Annotated in this window: 15 protein-coding genes and 1 other annotated feature; of the genes, 14 read left to right on the forward strand and 1 reads right to left on the reverse strand. The window is 30.9% G+C overall.

Features of this window, described 5'->3' with window-relative positions:
* Positions 1 to 60: 60 nt before the first annotated feature.
* Positions 61 to 1,377, reverse strand: a complete 1,317-nt coding sequence (locus CLJU_RS05890; protein WP_013237865.1) for a replication-associated recombination protein A — start codon at positions 1,375 to 1,377, stop codon at positions 61 to 63.
* Positions 1,378 to 1,878: 501 nt separating this feature from the next.
* Here CLJU_RS05890 and alr point away from each other — a divergent pair.
* The 14 genes from alr to alaS all read left to right on the forward strand — a co-directional run bounded on the left by alr (position 1,879) and on the right by alaS (position 17,698).
* Positions 1,879 to 3,039 (forward strand): alanine racemase, encoded by a 1,161-nt coding sequence (gene alr, locus CLJU_RS05895; protein ID WP_013237866.1) that lies wholly within the window; start codon positions 1,879 to 1,881, stop codon positions 3,037 to 3,039.
* A 383-nt stretch (positions 3,040 to 3,422) separates the two neighbouring features.
* A complete protein-coding gene (locus CLJU_RS05900; RefSeq protein ID WP_013237867.1) occupies positions 3,423 to 3,968 on the forward strand; it encodes a helix-turn-helix domain-containing protein in 546 nt (181 codons plus the stop codon).
* A gap of 311 nt (positions 3,969 to 4,279) precedes the next feature.
* Positions 4,280 to 5,869 carry an ABC transporter substrate-binding protein gene (locus CLJU_RS05905; protein ID WP_013237869.1) on the forward strand — a complete coding sequence of 530 codons (1,590 nt, stop codon included), beginning with the start codon at positions 4,280 to 4,282 and terminating at the stop codon, positions 5,867 to 5,869.
* Positions 5,870 to 5,990: 121 nt separating this feature from the next.
* Complete coding sequence (locus CLJU_RS05910) at positions 5,991 to 6,995, forward strand: ABC transporter permease (protein ID WP_013237870.1); 1,005 nt, start codon at positions 5,991 to 5,993, stop codon at positions 6,993 to 6,995.
* An 11-nt stretch (positions 6,996 to 7,006) separates the two neighbouring features.
* Complete coding sequence (locus tag CLJU_RS05915) at positions 7,007 to 7,888, forward strand: ABC transporter permease (protein ID WP_013237871.1); 882 nt, start codon at positions 7,007 to 7,009, stop codon at positions 7,886 to 7,888.
* Positions 7,889 to 7,900: 12 nt separating this feature from the next.
* Entirely contained in the window at positions 7,901 to 8,857 is a 957-nt protein-coding gene (locus CLJU_RS05920; protein ID WP_013237872.1) for an ABC transporter ATP-binding protein, read from the forward strand.
* The gene (locus CLJU_RS05925) at positions 8,857 to 9,609 is read left to right on the forward strand and encodes an ABC transporter ATP-binding protein (protein WP_013237873.1); all 753 of its coding nucleotides are present in this window, start codon (positions 8,857 to 8,859) and stop codon (positions 9,607 to 9,609) included. The genes CLJU_RS05920 and CLJU_RS05925 overlap by 1 nt, the downstream gene beginning before the upstream one ends.
* Positions 9,610 to 9,642: 33 nt before the next feature.
* Positions 9,643 to 10,620, forward strand: coding sequence for a dipeptidase (locus tag CLJU_RS05930; RefSeq protein WP_013237874.1), 978 nt, complete (start codon positions 9,643 to 9,645; stop codon positions 10,618 to 10,620).
* 215 nt (positions 10,621 to 10,835) lie between these two features.
* The gene (locus CLJU_RS05935) at positions 10,836 to 11,282 is read left to right on the forward strand and encodes an RrF2 family transcriptional regulator (protein ID WP_013237875.1); all 447 of its coding nucleotides are present in this window, start codon (positions 10,836 to 10,838) and stop codon (positions 11,280 to 11,282) included.
* Positions 11,283 to 12,491 carry a cysteine desulfurase NifS gene (nifS, locus tag CLJU_RS05940; RefSeq protein ID WP_013237876.1) on the forward strand — a complete coding sequence of 403 codons (1,209 nt, stop codon included), beginning with the start codon at positions 11,283 to 11,285 and terminating at the stop codon, positions 12,489 to 12,491. It abuts the gene before it with no gap.
* Positions 12,491 to 12,919, forward strand: a complete 429-nt coding sequence (nifU, locus tag CLJU_RS05945; RefSeq protein ID WP_029170221.1) for a Fe-S cluster assembly scaffold protein NifU — start codon at positions 12,491 to 12,493, stop codon at positions 12,917 to 12,919. Before nifS ends, nifU begins: the two co-directional genes overlap by 1 nt.
* A gap of 141 nt (positions 12,920 to 13,060) precedes the next feature.
* A complete protein-coding gene (locus CLJU_RS05950; protein WP_406540980.1) occupies positions 13,061 to 13,576 on the forward strand; it encodes a PRC-barrel domain-containing protein in 516 nt (171 codons plus the stop codon).
* An 82-nt stretch (positions 13,577 to 13,658) separates the two neighbouring features.
* On the forward strand, positions 13,659 to 14,687 hold the full coding sequence (locus tag CLJU_RS05955; protein WP_013237879.1) for an AI-2E family transporter: 1,029 nt from the start codon (positions 13,659 to 13,661) through the stop codon (positions 14,685 to 14,687).
* Positions 14,688 to 14,782: 95 nt separating this feature from the next.
* Positions 14,783 to 14,970 (forward strand) — a binding site (T-box leader).
* Positions 14,971 to 15,058: 88 nt separating this feature from the next.
* Positions 15,059 to 17,698: an alanine--tRNA ligase gene (gene alaS, locus CLJU_RS05960; RefSeq protein ID WP_013237880.1), complete on the forward strand. Its 2,640-nt coding sequence runs from the start codon at positions 15,059 to 15,061 to the stop codon at positions 17,696 to 17,698.
* Positions 17,699 to 17,710 lie beyond the last annotated feature (12 nt).

Here is a 17,710-nt window from a genome sequence, read left to right on the forward strand (position 1 = left end):
ATTAAAGAATGTATAAATCCCCTTATATTGATGATTTAAGGGGATTTTGTTTTAGGTAAGTTATTTTTTTTTACCCCAAAGTCTAATTAGTCTATCTTTAATTTTAGCTTCAAATCCGTTAGATGTTGGGTTATAATACACAGTATCTTTATGAGAATCGGGCAAATACTGTTGATTTACAAATCCTCCATATGAGTGTGGATATAAATATCCAATTCCGTGTCTTAACTTCTCTGAACCTTTGTAATGGGCATCTCTTAAATAAAGAGGTATTCCAGAATCTCTGCGTTTTCTAACATCTGTGAGGGCAGAATCAATTGCAACACAGCAAGCATTTGACTTTGGTGCTGATGCTACGTATATTGCTGCCTGAGATAGTGCATATCTACATTCAGGCATGCCTATCATATGTACAGCATTCATAGCATTTGTAGCTACTACTAAAGCCATAGGATCAGCATTTCCTACGTCCTCTGAGGCCTGAATAGTAATTCTTCTTGCTATAAACATTGGATCTTCACCAGCATCTAACATTTTTCCAAGATAATATACTGCTGCGTCAGGAGAACTTCCCCTAAGTGATTTTATGAAAGCGCTTATAGTATCATAGTGGGATGTACCTTGTTTATCGTACAATGTCATTTTCCTCTGGATGCATTCTTTTGCATCGTCAGCAGTTATAAAAATTTTATCTTCCTTCCTGGATGAAGTCCTAACTGCTATATCTAAAGCATTTAAAGCCTTCCTTATATCACCATTACTATGTACAGCAAAATAATCAAACACCTCAGGATCTACTTCTATGTTGAGATATCCAAAACCTTTTGGACTTTTGATGGCATTATTCAATGCTTCTTTAACGTTATTCTCGGAAAGATTTTTAAACTCAAAAATCATAGAACGAGAAAGAAGGGCATTATTAATTTCAAAATATGGATTTTCTGTAGTAGCACCTATCAATATGATAATACCTTTTTCAACTGCGTTTAAAACACTATCCTGTTGAGCTTTGTTGAATCTATGTATTTCATCAATAAATAATATTGTTTTTTTAGAATAAAATTTTTGGTTATCATCTGCTTCCTTTATAATCTTCTTTACATCTGATGTACCAGAATTTACAGCACTCAATTCATAAAAATTTGCCTTTGTTGTATTAGCTATAATTCTTGCTAATGTAGTCTTACCTACACCAGGTGGTCCGTAAAAAATAGCTGAGGAAATATTATCTGTAACTATTGCTCTATATAGCATTTTGCCTTTACTTAAAATATGCTCTTGGCCTATAAATTCTTCCAAGGTCTCTGGTCTCATTCTTTCGGCTAAAGGTTTCAATTCTTTATTATTTTTGTTATTAGCAAAATCGAATAGATCCATAATTTCACCATCCTTTTAAAATTATTCTATATTATTATACTGCAAAACTTATAGTTTTTAATGATAAAAGCAATATTCAAGTATTCTATTACATATGTTGATTTGTTTAAAGATGTACTTAAGAAGTCTTTTGAATTAGAAATGGATATATGATAATTTGAAGGATATTTTTATATTTTTTACTAAAATTTACTTCCTATTTTTTGTTAGTATCTTATTCAAAATTTCATACATTTAAATGTTTTAGTTGGAGTAACTATTGTCTAAATATTCTATATTTTAAATAAAAATAAAAATGCATTAATAAATAAGAGTAATTCAAACTAAGTTTCTGACGATAATGTAAAGTTTACAATGTAATTTTAAAAAAATAGCAAAAAAATTAAACATTTTTTAAACTAATCATATTTTATGTGCTATAATTATAACAATTTATAAATCATAGAAAAATTCAATAATTGTACATTTTTTTAATGAATTTACAAAAAGGAGAAATTTAATATGTTTAGAAATTACAGACCTGTATGGGCAGAAGTAAATTTAGATAACCTCGCATATAATATGAGAAACATAAAAGCCCAAACAATGACAAAAGAAATTTTTGGGGTAGTTAAAGCAGATGCGTATGGACATGGTGCTTTAGAAGTTTCAAAAGTACTATTGGAAAATGGAGCAACAAGATTATCCGTAGCAGTTTTAAGTGAAGGTATAGAGCTGAGAAAAGGAGGAATAACTTGTCCAATTAATATTTTAGGTGTTACACCATCTACGTTGTTTCCTGACCTTATTGGATACAGTTTGGAACCAGTAGTATTTTCATATGAATATGCAAAAAGTTTATCTGAATATGCAAATAGCAAAAACAAAAAAGTAAAAGTACATCTTGCCGTAGATAGCGGAATGGGAAGAATAGGGTTTCTTCCAACAGAGCATAATGTAGAAGAAGCAGTAAAAATAAGTAAGATTTCCAATATTGAAATTGAAAGTGTTTTTTCACATTTTTCTACAGCAGATGAGAAAGATAAAAAATATTCGAAGTTTCAATTTGATAAATATAGGTGGTTTGTCAATGAGCTAAAAGAAAAAGGTTTAAATATTAAGATTAGAGATATTTCTAATAGTGCAGCAATAGTAGACTTGCCAGAGACTTATTGTGATGGAGTAAGACCTGGAATAATACTCTATGGATATTATCCTTCAGATGAAGTAGACAAGAGTAGGCTGGATATTAAGCCTGTTATGACACTAAAGGCAAGCGTTGTATACTTAAAAACTTTAAATGAAGGTCAGTATGTAGGATATGGAAGAAGATTTAAAACTGAACGAAGAACTGTTATAGCTACTTTGCCAGTTGGGTATGCAGATGGGTATACTAGAATCTTATCTGGAAAATTAAAAGTAATAATAAATGGTAAGCTTGCACCAGTTATAGGCAATATTTGTATGGATCAATGTATGATTGATGTCACAGATATTGAAGATGTGAAAATTGGAGATGAAGTGATACTGATGGGCAGTGATGGAAAGGTAAAATTTGATGCTGAGGATATAGCAAAACTTTTAGGTACAATAAGCTATGAAGTACTTTGTATGGTGAATAAGAGAGTCCCAAGGGTATATATAAAAAATGGACACGTTATAAAAGTGAAAAACTATATATAAAATAATGGTTTGTTGAATAATAATTATTTGTTTAAAGAAAGAAAATACATAAAATAATTACGAAAAAAGAACGTTGAGACCTTAACAATTTAAGTACTTAGTTTATTTCAAACTGTTGTTCTTGAATAATTTACTCTGTGACACATTAATAGCTGGCATATCTTTGTAATAGGATAAAACGTCATAATTTGATATATATCAGCTGAAAACTATATAAATTTATTCAGATTTATATAAAACATCTTAAATTTAGTAATGATTTATTTTATATTAGGTAGTAGTTAAAATATAAGAAATCTAGTAAAATAGAGTTATTATTTTTTAACATAGAGTACAGAATTTTACACAACCTAATAAAATTAAATGGATAAAGGGTGAATTTTATGAAATTTGGATTTAAAATTAGAAAATTGAGGCAGGAAAAAAGTATAAGTATAGAGCAACTAGCTGAAATGGCAAAACTTAGTACAGGGCTCATAAGTCAAGTAGAAAGAAACATAACAGGACCTTCTGTAACTACCTTGTGGAAAATAGCTAAAGCATTAAATGTATCAATGAATTATTTTTTCGATGAAGATGAATATGAAGAAAAAGATAATGTAGTAAGAAAAGATAAAAGAAAAATGATAATTCTTCCTAATTCTAAAATAACATATGAGCTATTGTCACCTAATATTAAGGGAAAAATAGAATATCTATTAGTAGAAATAGATGCAGGAGAGTGTAATACAAAAGATCTTATATGCCATGAGGGAGAAGAATGTGGTTATATAATTAAAGGAACGTTAAAAGTTAAATTAGGTAATAAAGAACATATTTTAGAAGAAGGCGATAGCATATATTTTAATAGTAATGTACCACATAGATATATAAATGCTGGCAATGAAAAAGTTATATCTATATGGGCCATGACCCCACCTAGTTTTTAAAAGTATTTAAGATTATTTTCACTATGATGAAAAAGCAGTCTGACTAGTTTCATTCTATTTATATCTATATAACAAATTACTGCTACATTCATTAACATATTATCAAAAGAATAAGAATAAAATATAAAAATTATCAAAAAAACATTGAAATTATTATTAAACAGTGATATTATTAAACACAATATTATAGGCAAACAGAATTTTTATAACTTTCCAATTCAATATATTGAAAATAAGGAGATGGTATTTGATAAATAGAATCTAACGAGAATGTATAAGTACTTAAAAAAATAAGTTTGTGGAGGGGACAAATGGAGAAGACAAAGATGTACAAAAAAAGATTATGTGCAATTTTGATGGGAGTTTGTTTAGCTGCATTTTCAGTAGGATGTGGAAATACAACTTCATCAAGCAATGCAAATGGTTCTAGTTCATCAGACAAAAGTAAATTAACTATTGCTATTAATGGAGACATGGGAACTTTGGATCCAGGTGTTACAATGGATAATATGGCATGGAAAATAACATATCCTGCTTACGAAAGGCTTGTACAATTTAATGGTGAATCTACAGACATAAAACCAGCATTAGCAACTAAATGGGAGACAAGCGGTGATGGACTTACATGGACTTTTCATTTAGACAAGGGACATAAATTTGCAGATGGAACAGAGGTTACATCAGATGCTGTAAAATTTTCCTTTGAAAGAATACTTGCTCTAAAGAAGGGACCAGCTGATACATTCAAAGTAATAAAGACTATAAATACACCAGATAAGTACACTGTTCAGTTTGTTTTAAACAGTGCTTTTCCTCAATTTTTAGCTACGCTTGCTACCAACTATAGTAGTATAGTAAATCCTAAAGTTATGAGTCATGAACAAAATGGTGATAGAGCTCAAAATTATTTGGCTACTCATACAGATGGAAGTGGTGCTTATGAACTTACTGAATGGAAAAAGGGAGCTTATATACATCTTGCTTTAAATCCTAACTATTCTAAAAAACCAGCTTTAAAAGACGTTTATTTTAAACTAGTTGCAGATGCTTCATCAGCAAGACTTGAACTTGAAAAAGGTGATGTAGATATTGCAGAAGGAATAGATATCGATCAAATTGATAAACTTAAAAGTAATCAAAATGTTTCAATTGTGAAAAAGTCAAGCTTACTAGTTGATTATGTATATTTAAATTGTACAAAAGGTAATTCTGCACTTCAAAACGCAAAAGTAAGGCAAGCTATAGGCTATGCTGTTGATTATAATTCGATAATAAGTAAAGTTATGCATGGTTATGCTTCACCGATAGCAAGTCCTGTACCAAAAGGATTGTGGGGATACAATGCATCTGCTTTTAAATACACTAAAAATGTTGACAAAGCAAAATCACTGTTAAAAGAAGCAGGGGTAAGCAACTTACAACTCACTCTACTTTATTCAGACAGATTCCCTAACTGGGAACAAGAAGCATTGATTATACAAAGCAATCTGAAAGATATCGGTATAACAGTAAATTTAAGCAAGGTAGCTTATGCAACTATGAGAGATATGCTTGATTCGGGAAAATTTGATCTCTCACTTGGTGTTTGGAGTCCAGATTATGCAGATCCGTTTATGTTCATGAATTATTGGTTTGATTCAAATGATCAAGGGCTTGCAGGCAACAGAGCTTTTTATGTTAACCCTACAGTAGACACCTTAGTTAGAAAAGCAGCATCTATAACTGATCAATCACAACGTGAGGATTTATATAATCAAGCACAAAAGATAGTTATAGAAGATGCACCTTATGTTTACCTATATCAAAAAGATTTTGTTATACCTATCAGCAAAAATGTAAAAGGATTTGTTTATAATCCAATGTTAGAGGGAATATACAACTTAGCAGATATGAGCAAATAGTTAACGGTATAATAAATTGCAAATAATAAATTAAAAGTGACAGGTTTATAAAAACTGCATTTGCAAACTTGTCACTTTTAATTTATTACACATATGCTTCATGATGTTTAGGAGGAAATATATGAAAAAGATTATTATAAAAAGACTTCTAGCAATGATATTAGTTCTTTTTGGAGTTACAATAATAGTGTTTTTCCTATCTCATGTAATTCCAGGAGATCCAGCTAGAATGATGGCTGGACAGAGAGCTTCACAGGATACACTTATAAGTATTAGAAAACAGCTTGGATTAGATAAACCTTTGATAGTTCAGTATTTCATTTATATGAAAGGTCTTTTATCAGGAAACTTAGGAATATCAATAAGAACACAACAGCCAGTTGTATCAGATCTTGCAACATATTTCCCAGCTACTTTAGAATTAGTTTTATATGCATTTTTAATAGCACTTATAGTGGGAATTCCATTAGGTGTTTTAACAAGTCTAAAACAAAACACATTAACTGATTATTTAGGAAGAATTTTCTGCATAGGAGGAGTTTCTATTCCAGCATTTTGGGGAGGAATAATTTTAATACTCATATTTTATTCAAAATTAAATTTACTTCCTTCTTCAGGACGATTATCCCTTGGTGTAGTTTTTAATACTAAAATAACTGGTCTTATAACAATAGATAGTTTGCTTACTGGAAACTTTGCAGTATTTAAAGACGCCTTAAGGCATCTCATATTGCCAGCAATTGTCTTATCTTATGCACAACTTGCAACAATTACAAGGCAAGTTAGATCAAGCATGATTGAAGTTTTAAATGAAGAATATATAAAAACGGCTAGAGCAAATGGTATAAAAGAAAAATTTTTAATTGTATCTTATGCACTTAGAAATGCATTAGTTCCTACAATAACTGTAGTTGGATTATCACTTGGAGGACTTTTAGGTGGAGCAGTAGTAACAGAAACTGTATTTAACTGGCCTGGAATGGGTAAATATGTAGTTGATTCAATAGCATTTTTAGACTTTCAATCTATAATGGGATTTACTATTGTAGTTGTAATAGGATATGTTCTTATAAATTTGGTAGTTGATATTTTATATATGCTTTTGAATCCACAGACTAGGGGATAGGAGGAATACTTATGAATTTAGAGTTAGGGGTTAGTGATACATCCAATAAAAAAACTAAAAATAATAGTATTATTCTTTATAAGATAAAAAAGAATCCAATGACCATATTGGGATTTTCTATAATAATAATAATGGCATTGCTAGCTATTTTGGCACCATATGTAACAAGTTATGATCCTACAAAAATGAATATACTAGACAGATTTCAAGCGCCAAGTATAAAACATTTATTTGGAACAGATGAAGTCGGGCGTGATATTTTGACGAGAATTATTTATGGAACTCGAATATCTCTTACAACTGGAATAAGTGTAGTTGTTACTGCAGGATTTATAGGTGCTTTTATAGGATCTGTATGCGGATATTTTGGTGGATATGTAGACCAAATAATAATGAGACTAATGGACATGGTTTTGGCATTTCCAACTCTTATACTTGCAATGGTTATAGCTGCAATATTAGGATCTAGTTTATTTAATGTTATGCTTGCCATAGCTATAGTAAAAATTCCTGTGTATGTTAGATTAGCTAGAGGAGAAGCGCTTATTTTAAAAAACAACCTATATGTAAAAGCAGCTAATACCTTCGGATTATCTAATATATATATAATACTTAGGCATATTATTCCAAATGCCATAACTCCTATAATTATTCAGATTACTTTGGATTTAGGAGATACTATTTTACTTGTAGCAACATTAGGATTTTTGGGACTTGGAGCAAAGCCCCCAACTCCAGAATGGGGAACTATGATAAGTACAGGATTTAAGTATATGCTCGAACAATGGTGGTATCCTACGTTTCCTGGACTTGCAGTTTTTTTAGCTTCAACTGGTTTTAATCTAATAGGAGATGGTCTAAGAGATGTACTTGACCCTAAATCTTTGAGATAGGAGGAAAATGTTTTGTTAAATGTAGAAAACTTATCTATATCTTTTGATACTTTTGAAGGTAGAATCCATGTACTTGACAACGTATCTTTTTCTGTAAATGAAGGTGAGATACTTGCTATAGTAGGAGAATCTGGATCAGGTAAATCCGTTTCAGCTTATTCTGTACTAGGGCTTTTAGATAAAAATTCCAACATAGAAAATGGACAAGTGTTGTTTGAAAATACTGATCTTTTAAAATTAAAAGAAAAAGAAATACAAGAATATAGAGGTAAAAAAATAGGTATGGTTTTTCAAGAACCTATGACTGCCCTTCATCCTACAATGAAGGTTGGAAAACAAATTTTAAATGTAATAATACAAAATTCAGGAATATCAAAGGAAAAGGCGGCAGAAATAATGCTTAAAAATTTAAGGGATGTTCATTTTGAAAACCCTGAATATGTAGCTAACAAATATCCATTTGAACTTTCAGGGGGGATGAGACAGAGAATAGTTATTTCTCTTGCCATGTGTAATGAACCTAAACTTTTAATTGCAGATGAACCTACTACTGCATTGGATGTAACTATACAAGCTGAAATATTAAATTTAATGAAAGAACTTGTAAAAAAAAGAAATACTGCTGTTTTATTAATTACACATGACTTTAGTGTAGTAAGAGCTGTAAGTGATAAAGTTTGTGTAATGTATGGAGGTAAAGTACTTGAAAGGGGATATACGAAAGATGTATTAGAAAAACCAGAGCATCCATATACACAAGCACTTCTAAATGCACTTCCAGATAAAGTTGATCCGGATATAAGGCTTCAAGAAATAAAGGGAGAAGTACCTGATCTTAGATGCAGACCTAAGGGATGTATATTTGCTTCCAGGTGCCTTTTTAAAACCGATAGATGCGTGAAAGAGGCTCCACCCCAAAAAAAAGCTTCAGAGGATCATGTCTTTTATTGCTGGGAGGTTGATAAGTGATGGAAACTATCTTAGAGATTAAAAATTTAAAAAAGGTGTTTGGCAAGTTTTCTGCATTAAAAGGAGTTTCTTTTAAACTAAATAAAGGTGAAACTTTTGGACTGGTTGGTGAATCGGGATCTGGCAAGTCAACTATTGCCAATATAATAGTGGGAATACATTCGCCTTCATCAGGTAATGTGATTTTTAAAGATAGAAAACTGTGGAAAAACAATAAATATAATTGTGGCGAGTATGGAAAAATTCAAATTGTATTTCAAGATCCACGCTCTTCACTTGATCCTAGGATGACTATAAAGAGTATAATTTCAGAACCGCTTTTAGCGCTGCCAAAATTAATTAGACAGGAAAAAGGATCTAGGCAAAATCTTGCAAAACTTATAAAAAGTGTTGGACTTCAAGAACAGCATTTAGATAGATATCCACATGAATTTTCTGGCGGACAAAGACAGAGAATAGCTGTTGCCAGGGCCATAATTACAGATCCAGAAGTTATAATTTTAGATGAACCTACTTCTGCGCTAGATGTATCTGTTCAAGCACAAATTTTAAATTTATTAAAGGACATTCAAAAAGAAAAAAATATAACTTATTTGTTTATTTCGCATAATATGGCTGTTGTCAAGTATATAAGCAGCAGGATAGGAGTTTTGTATAAAGGACAATTTGTTGAAATGGGAAACTCACAAGAGGTATTTGAGTGTCCTAAACATGATTATACAAAAAGATTAATTTCTAGTATATTGGAGTAAAAATTATTACAGCTAACTTGGAGGTAAATTGCAATGAAAGCTTTTGATGCACATTCTGATATGTTTACGGATATTACTATAAGACGATTAAAAGGTGAGAGAAATATTATAGAAAATTATCATATAGATGAATTAAAAAAAGGAGGTGTAGCAGCTTCAATTTTAGGAATATGGATTGAACCCCTTTATGTTAATAAAGATCGTACATGGAGAACGCTTCAGATAATGGGTGCTGTTTCTGAAGAAATAGAAGATATGAGAGAATACGCTGGTATTGTATATAAATATAGTGATTTAATTAAATTAAATCAAGAGAATAGGATTGGAATAATAATGGGGATGGAAGGTGTAAGTGGACTTAGAGATGATATAAGTCTTATAAATGCAATGTATAGGTTTGGAGTTAGACATGCTATGCTTACTTGGAATGAGGAAAATGAATTTGCCACAGGGGTTAAAAGCTCAAATAAAGATAGGGGACTTACGAAAAAAGGTGTAGAATTAGTAAAGAGAATGGAGAAATTAGGAATAATAATTGATGTGTCCCATGGAAATGAAAGTACTTTTTGGGATATATATGAGAATACTACAAAACCATTTATAGCTTCACATTCTAATGCATATAATTTGTGCAATAGTATTAGAAATTTAAAAGATGATCAAATTAAAGCCATAGGTGAAAGAAACGGAGTTATAGGAGTTAACTCCTGGGTGGATTTTGTAGATAATGAACATCCATGCGCAGAAAAGTTGGCAGATCATGTGGATTATATAGTAGATAAAATTGGTATAGATCATGTAGGATTTGGATTTGATTTTGGAAATTATTTAGATTCTAGGACACTTAAATCACTTCAGGATGAAGAATATATAAAAACGCAAGGTATTGAAGACGCTTCAAAAATACCTAATTTATTAAATATCCTAAAAAGGCGAGGATATAAAAATGATGAATTAGAAAAAATAGCTTTTAAAAATATGGAGCGTATAGTGAGAGATATACTGGTATAATGGCAGGGGGTTGTTGCATTAGCTATTTTTCGAATAGCTATGAACAGCTCTTTTTTATACTAGTTTTTTATTTAATATAATAGTTCCATGTTAAAATAAAAATGATTATAATCAGAGGTAAAAAATGCACATTTTATTGTTGACAATTTTACTCGAATTTGATACTATAATATTAATTACAGTATTAAGTCACATTGATTTAAGGAAGTGATGAATTGAAGCTATCCACAAAAGGAAGATATGGGGTAAAAGCTATGGTAGATTTAGCTATTCACTATAGTGATGAGCCGTCATCTATAAAAAGTATATCGGAAAGACAAAATATATCAGAATACTATTTAGAACAGCTATTTTCGAACCTTAGAAAATCTAATTTAGTAAAAAGTATTAGGGGAGCACAAGGTGGGTATATTTTAAACAGAGAACCCAAAGATATAACTGTAGCTGATATAATGAAAGTTTTAGAAGGACCTATAGAAATCTCAGATTGTGTAGATGAAAATAATGAAAATTCCTGCAGTAATATGGATTGCTGTGCTACCAGGCTTTTATGGAGTAGAATTAAAGAAAGTATAGAACAGGTTATGAAGTCTACAACTTTACAAGACATGGTAGATGATTATATTCAAATGAAACAAGAAAAAACGAAAGGGGATATATAAATGAATAAGAAGGTTTACATGGACTATTCAGCTACTACTTATACAAAACCCGAGGTATTACAAGAGATGATTCCTTATTTTACTGAGAATTTTGGAAACCCATCTTCACTGTATTCAATGTCAGATGTTCCAAGAGAGGCAATTAATACAGCTAGACAAAGAGTGGCTAAGGCAATAAATGCAGATAAAAATGAAATATTTTTTACAGCAGGTGGCTCAGAAAGTGATAACTGGATATTAAAAGGAATAGCTTTTGCAAATAAAAATAAAGGAAATCATATAATAACTACTAAGATAGAACATCATGCTATTTTACATGCATGTAAGTTTCTTGAAAAGAATGGATTTGAAGTTACTTATTTACCTGTAGATGAGTATGGATTTATAAATTTAGAAGATTTAAAAAAAGCAATTAAGGATACTACAATACTTGTATCTGTAATGTTTGCAAATAATGAAGTGGGAACCATTCAACCTATAAAGGAAATAGGTGAAATATGTAGAGAAAAGAAGATATATTTTCACACAGATGCAGTTCAAGCTATAGGACACGTTAACATAGATGTAAAGGATATGAATATAGATGCTCTTTCTATGGCAGGACATAAGTTTTATGGACCTAAGGGAATAGGAGCAATGTACTTGAAAAAGGGAGTAAAAATTGAAAGCCTGATACATGGTGGTGCACAGGAAAGAGGAAAGAGAGCTTCCACTGAAAATGTCCCAGGAATAGTTGGAATAGGAAAAGCAATAGAATTAGCAACTTCTGAAATGAAGACAGAAAGTAAAAGACTTAGTAAATTAAGGGATAAACTTACAAAAGGATTAGTTGAAGAAATACCTTATGCTAAAGTAAATGGACCTAGTGGAGATAAGAGACTTCCTGGAAATGTTAATTTGAGTTTTATAGGAATAGAAGGAGAAACTTTGCTTCTAGATTTAAATGATGCAGGTATATTTGTTTCTACAGGAAGTGCTTGTGCATCGGCTTCATTGGATCCGTCACATGTACTTTTAGCTTTAGGGTTACCTCACGAAGTGGCACATGGTTCCCTTAGATTAACTTTAGGTGCTGGTACTACTGAAGAGGATGTAGATTATGCACTGCAGGTAATTCCGAAGGTAGTAGCTAGAAGAAGGGCAATGTCACCGCTTTGGGAAGACTTTCTTAAAACACAAAATAAAGGAGAGAAGGTAGAACAATTATGATGTACAGCGAAAAGGTTATGGATCACTTTAGACACCCTAGAAATGTAGGTGAAATTCCGGATGCAAATGGTGTTGGAGAAGTTGGAAATCCACAATGTGGAGATATAATGAAGATATATATAAAGGTTGAAGATGATGTGATAAAAGATATAAAGTTTAAGACTTTTGGATGCGGTTCTGCTATAGCATCTTCCAGTATGGCAACTGAACTTATAAAAGGAAAAACATTAGAAGATGCATGGGAGCTTACTAACAAGGCAGTTGCAGAGGCGCTGGATGGACTTCCACCAGTGAAGATGCATTGTTCTGTTTTAGCAGAAGAAGCTATCCATAAGGCAATAAACGATTATAGAGAGTCACAGGGACTTGAACCATGGGCAACTAAAAATCATTCTGAAACTATCCACGAACATGTTCATGGAAATTAATAATAATTTAGATAATATATTAAGTAGGTTTTCTGTAATATATAGAATTTAAACTTTGTTTACTAAATAAAAATATAACCTTTTTATGAGGTTATATTTTTATTTTTTGGATAAACTACAGGTATATATTTTTAAATTAAGGTGATATCTTTGTATAGAATAAGAGATTTTATATTTATGGATGCAGTAAATCTTTCAGGAAATTTACTGGGGTTTATAAGTGATATATTTTTAGACTTTAACAAAAAACAAGTAAAGGGGTTTGTTATAACTCCTAACAACATATTTAGAAAAAGTTTAAACGTATTTATAAAGGATATAGTGAGTCTAACATCTGTAATAGTTGTTACTAATGTAAATAAGGATAAGTATTTTCAATTTAATGATGTAAAGAGAATGAATGTAGTGGATGAAAAAGGATGTTTAATAGGGATGGTAGAAGATATATTATTTGATGAAGAAAGTTTTTGCATAAAGGCAGTTATACTTTCCACTGGATTTATAAATAATTTTATAAAAGGAAAAAAAATATTGCTTATAGATGATTTGACTTTAGGAGAAGATAACGTATTTTACAGAGGGAAAAAAGAAAATTTAAAATTTTTTAATTCTCCTCATGCACTATTTAACTCAGATAAGGCATCTGAAAGAAAATAGGCTAGCATACTGAATGGTTATTTTTTTGAAAATGTCTAAGAAAGAGAAACACTCAAGTATAATTAAAATTGTGGAAGATGATATGATGAATATTATTAAAAATTCTGTCGTCAAATATGTACTTACAATAGTTATATTTGCAGCAGCTGCCTTGCTTGTTGCTAAAAGTTCTGTATTAAGGGAAATGTTATATTTGATTTTTATATCTTTTTTAATAGCGTATACCCTAAAACCTATAGAAATAAAGATGGTTAATGCCGGAGTAAATAAAAAAGTTAGTGCTATTATTATAATAGGTATACTAATTTTATTAGTTGTTTCTACATTTGCTCTTCTTATACCATCTTTATTTAAGGAAAGCTTAAAGTTAAATGCCACTGCTGCCAATATTCAGATGTTAATAGACAAATTTTATGCAAAACTAAAGTTAATCCAGGGCAATAGGACAATACACTTATTAGTAAATAATTTAAATAGAAGGATTGACAGTGAAATTGCTTCTATATTTGTTAAAATATTCGATTTCTTAATGAATATGGGAGAAAATATATTGTATTTAGTAGTTATACCAATAATAACTTATTACTTTTTAGCTGATGATAAATGCATAAATGAAAGTTTGCTTTCGGCATTCCCGGTAAATAGTAGAAAACCTATTAAAAAAATATGCTGTCATGCAGATAAGATATTAGGACGATATATAGCAAGTCAGATTATGCTAAGTGCTCTTGTGGGAATAGCTACTTTTTTTATACTTATATTTTTAAAGGTGGAATTTCCTATAATATTATCTATATTAAATGCATTTTTTAACATAATACCTTATTTTGGACCTATATTTGGGGCTCTCCCGGCTATAGTTATAGCCCTTACAAAATCTCCAGAAACGGCTTTATGGACAGCGGTATGGCTTTATCTTCTGCAGCAGATAGAAGGAAACATACTATCACCTAAGGTTACAGGAGATAGCATAGATATGCATCCTCTTATAGTCATTCTTCTATTAATAGTTGGAGGAAAGATATCAGGATTTATTGGAATGGTATTAGCAGTACCTTTTGGAGTTTTAGTTAAAGTTATATATGAGGATCTGAATTACTATATGTTTTAAGGACCATTTTTAATTTTTGATTAGTATAAGGTACTATAAAAGACTACAATATTGACATAAAAGTGTATTTAAATTATAATTTGTATCATAATGGAATATAGGCAATGAATAGAAAAAGTAAATATTTTATTATATAAAGAGAGGGAGTGGATGGTGTAAACTTCTTATAATATATATTGAAGCTATCTATGAGTCATAACATATAATTTAAGAGATACAGGTTTTTTGTTTTATATATCTGTTTAATTAGGGTGGTACCGCGGATTCAGCTTTCGTCCCTTTTCAGGGATGGAAGCTTTTTAATTAAAATTATTTTTTACATAATAAGATGATAAAATTTGATTACATATGAGTGAAGAGGAGAGATACATATGGAAAAATTAGGATTAAATCAAATTAGAGAGATGTATTTAAGTTTTTTTGAAAAGAAGGGGCATTTGAGAATGCCAAGTTTTTCTTTAGTGCCCAATAATGATAAGAGCTTACTTCTTATAAATGCAGGAATGGCACCTCTTAAACCCTATTTTACAGGATTGAAGGTTCCACCTAGAAAAAGGGTGACTACCTGTCAGAAATGTATAAGAACAGGGGATATTGAAAATGTTGGGAAAACATCCAGACATGGTACCTTTTTTGAGATGCTTGGAAATTTTTCATTTGGAGACTATTTCAAAGAAGAAGTAATTCCTTGGGCTTGGGAATTTACTACTGATGTTTTAAAGATTCCTAAAGATAAATTATATGTCACTATATATTTAGATGACGATGAAGCTTATGATATATGGGTGAAAAAGACGGACATAGATCCATCTAGAATATTCAGACTAGGAAAAGAAGATAATTTTTGGGAACATGGAGCAGGACCCTGTGGACCTTGTTCGGAGATTCACTATGATAGAGGCGAAGGAAAGATAACTACAGTAGATGAATTTGTAAAAGCAGGTGATAGTGACAGGGTAGTTGAATTTTGGAACTTGGTATTTACACAATTTGATAAAGATGAAGAGGGAAACTACAATAAGCTTTCTCATCCAAATATAGATACGGGTATGGGTCTTGAGAGAATGGCAACTATAATGCAGGGTAAAAACAGTATATTTGAAGTGGATACTATAAATTCTATATTAAAAGAAGTTAGCAATATGGCTGGTATAGAATATAGTAAAAATGAAAAAAGCGATATGTCCATGAGAATAATAACAGATCATGTGAGAAGCGTTACATTTATGATAAGTGATGGAATACTTCCATCTAATGAAGGCCGCGGGTATGTGCTTAGAAGACTTTTAAGAAGGGCTGCAAAGCATGGAAAGTCCCTTGGTATTAAGGAAGGATTTTTGTATAAACTTACAGAAGTTGTCATAAACAATTCTTGCGGAAATTATCCTGAATTGAAGGAAAAAGAAGAGTATATAAAAAAGATTATAAAGCTAGAAGAGGAAAGATTTGATGAAACTATAGATAGTGGAATGCAAATTTTAAATGACTTTATATCTGATTTAAAGTCAAATAAAAATACTGTACTTGAGGGTGAAAAAGCATTTAAATTGTATGACACTTATGGTTTTCCTATAGAACTTACCCAAGAAATATTAGAAGAAAAAGGAATGACTGTGGATTTAGATGAATTCAATCAGAATATGAAAGATCAGAGGGAAAGAGCAAGATCTGCTAGAGCAGAGACCAATTATATGGGAGCAGAAAATACTGTATTAAATAAAATTCCTTTTGAAATAAATACGGTATTTGAAGGGTATGATAGATTAAAATCCAGTTCCAAAGTTAAATTAATTGTAAAAGATGAAGAATTTGTATCTGTTTTAAACGAAGGAGAAGAAGGAGTTATTATAACTGCTAATACGCCTTTTTATGCTGAAATGGGAGGCCAGGTAGGAGACAAGGGAACTGTATTTAGTGAAAATTTCAAAGGAGAAGTTTTAGATTGTAAGAAAAATCTAGCAGGAAAGGTACTACATTTTGTTAAGGTTATTTCAGGAAGTATAAATTTGGAGGATACAATTGAACTGAGTGTAGACGAGGATAGAAGAAGTAATATAAGAAAAAATCATACGGCAACTCATCTATTAGATTCTGCTTTAAAACAAGTTTTAGGAGAACAGGTACATCAGTCTGGTTCTTATGTAGATGAATCTAGGCTAAGGTTTGATTTTAATCATTTTGAAGCTGTAAGCTATGAAAAATTAAGGAATATTGAAAACTTGGTAAATGAAAGTATAATGAAAGTTTATCCTGTAAAAACAACTATAATGTCCTTAGAGGAAGCCAAAGAAAGTGGTGCAATAGCACTTTTCGACAACAAATATAAGGATGAAGTAAGGGTAGTTTCCGTAGGAAATTTCAGCAAGGAACTTTGTGGAGGTACTCATGTAAGTAATTCTGGAGAGATAGGCTTGTTTAAAATAACTTCTGAAACTGGAATAGCAGCTGGTATAAGAAGAATAGAAGCAGTTACAGGTAAGATGGCTGCTGAATATGTTAATTCAAAAAGTGATATACTAAGAGAAATATCAAGCAAACTGAAATGTTCTGAAAAAGAAATTGTTCATAAATTGGATTTGCAATCTAGTGAACTGAAAGAATTGGAAAAAGAAATTGAAGAATTAAAATTGAAAGTTGCAGGAAGTGCAGAAGACGATATTTTAAAGTCAGTAGAGAAAATAGGAGGAATAGATCTATTTACAGGTATATTGAAAGATGTAGATGGAAATTCTCTTAGGGAATTGGCTGATAAAATCAGGAGTAAATCTGAAAATTGTGTAGTTTTGCTTGGAAGCAGCATAGGAGGAAAAGTGCAGCTTGTAGCTATGGCAACTAAAGAAGCAGTAAAAAGTGGAATACATTGTGGAAAAATCATAAAGGAAGTTGCAGCCATTACAGGTGGCGGCGGTGGAGGAAGACCTGATATGGCTCAAGCAGGAGGAAGACTTCCAGATAAGTTACAAGAAGCTATAGGAAAAAGTAATACAATTATTACAAAATTAGTTAAGTAGTATACATTTTAT

The organism is Clostridium ljungdahlii DSM 13528 (assembly GCF_000143685.1).
Classification (GTDB): Bacteria; Bacillota; Clostridia; order Clostridiales; family Clostridiaceae; genus Clostridium_B; species Clostridium_B ljungdahlii.

What these genes read in the sequence shown, in the direction of transcription:
- CLJU_RS05900 (WP_013237867.1), top strand. Translation starts at nt 3,423, where the DNA reads ATGAAATTTGGATTTAAAATTAGAAAATTGAGGCAGGAAAAAAGTATA.
- CLJU_RS05890 (WP_013237865.1), bottom strand. Translation starts at nt 1,377, where the DNA reads ATGGATCTATTCGATTTTGCTAATAACAAAAATAATAAAGAATTGAAA.
- CLJU_RS05930 (WP_013237874.1), top strand. Translation starts at nt 9,643, where the DNA reads ATGAAAGCTTTTGATGCACATTCTGATATGTTTACGGATATTACTATA.
- nifS (WP_013237876.1), top strand. Translation starts at nt 11,283, where the DNA reads ATGAATAAGAAGGTTTACATGGACTATTCAGCTACTACTTATACAAAA.
- CLJU_RS05925 (WP_013237873.1), top strand. Translation starts at nt 8,857, where the DNA reads ATGGAAACTATCTTAGAGATTAAAAATTTAAAAAAGGTGTTTGGCAAG.
- nifU (WP_029170221.1), top strand. Translation starts at nt 12,491, where the DNA reads ATGTACAGCGAAAAGGTTATGGATCACTTTAGACACCCTAGAAATGTA.
- CLJU_RS05905 (WP_013237869.1), top strand. Translation starts at nt 4,280, where the DNA reads ATGGAGAAGACAAAGATGTACAAAAAAAGATTATGTGCAATTTTGATG.
- CLJU_RS05915 (WP_013237871.1), top strand. Translation starts at nt 7,007, where the DNA reads ATGAATTTAGAGTTAGGGGTTAGTGATACATCCAATAAAAAAACTAAA.
- CLJU_RS05910 (WP_013237870.1), top strand. Translation starts at nt 5,991, where the DNA reads ATGAAAAAGATTATTATAAAAAGACTTCTAGCAATGATATTAGTTCTT.
- alr (WP_013237866.1), top strand. Translation starts at nt 1,879, where the DNA reads ATGTTTAGAAATTACAGACCTGTATGGGCAGAAGTAAATTTAGATAAC.
- alaS (WP_013237880.1), top strand. Translation starts at nt 15,059, where the DNA reads ATGGAAAAATTAGGATTAAATCAAATTAGAGAGATGTATTTAAGTTTT.
- CLJU_RS05955 (WP_013237879.1), top strand. Translation starts at nt 13,659, where the DNA reads ATGATGAATATTATTAAAAATTCTGTCGTCAAATATGTACTTACAATA.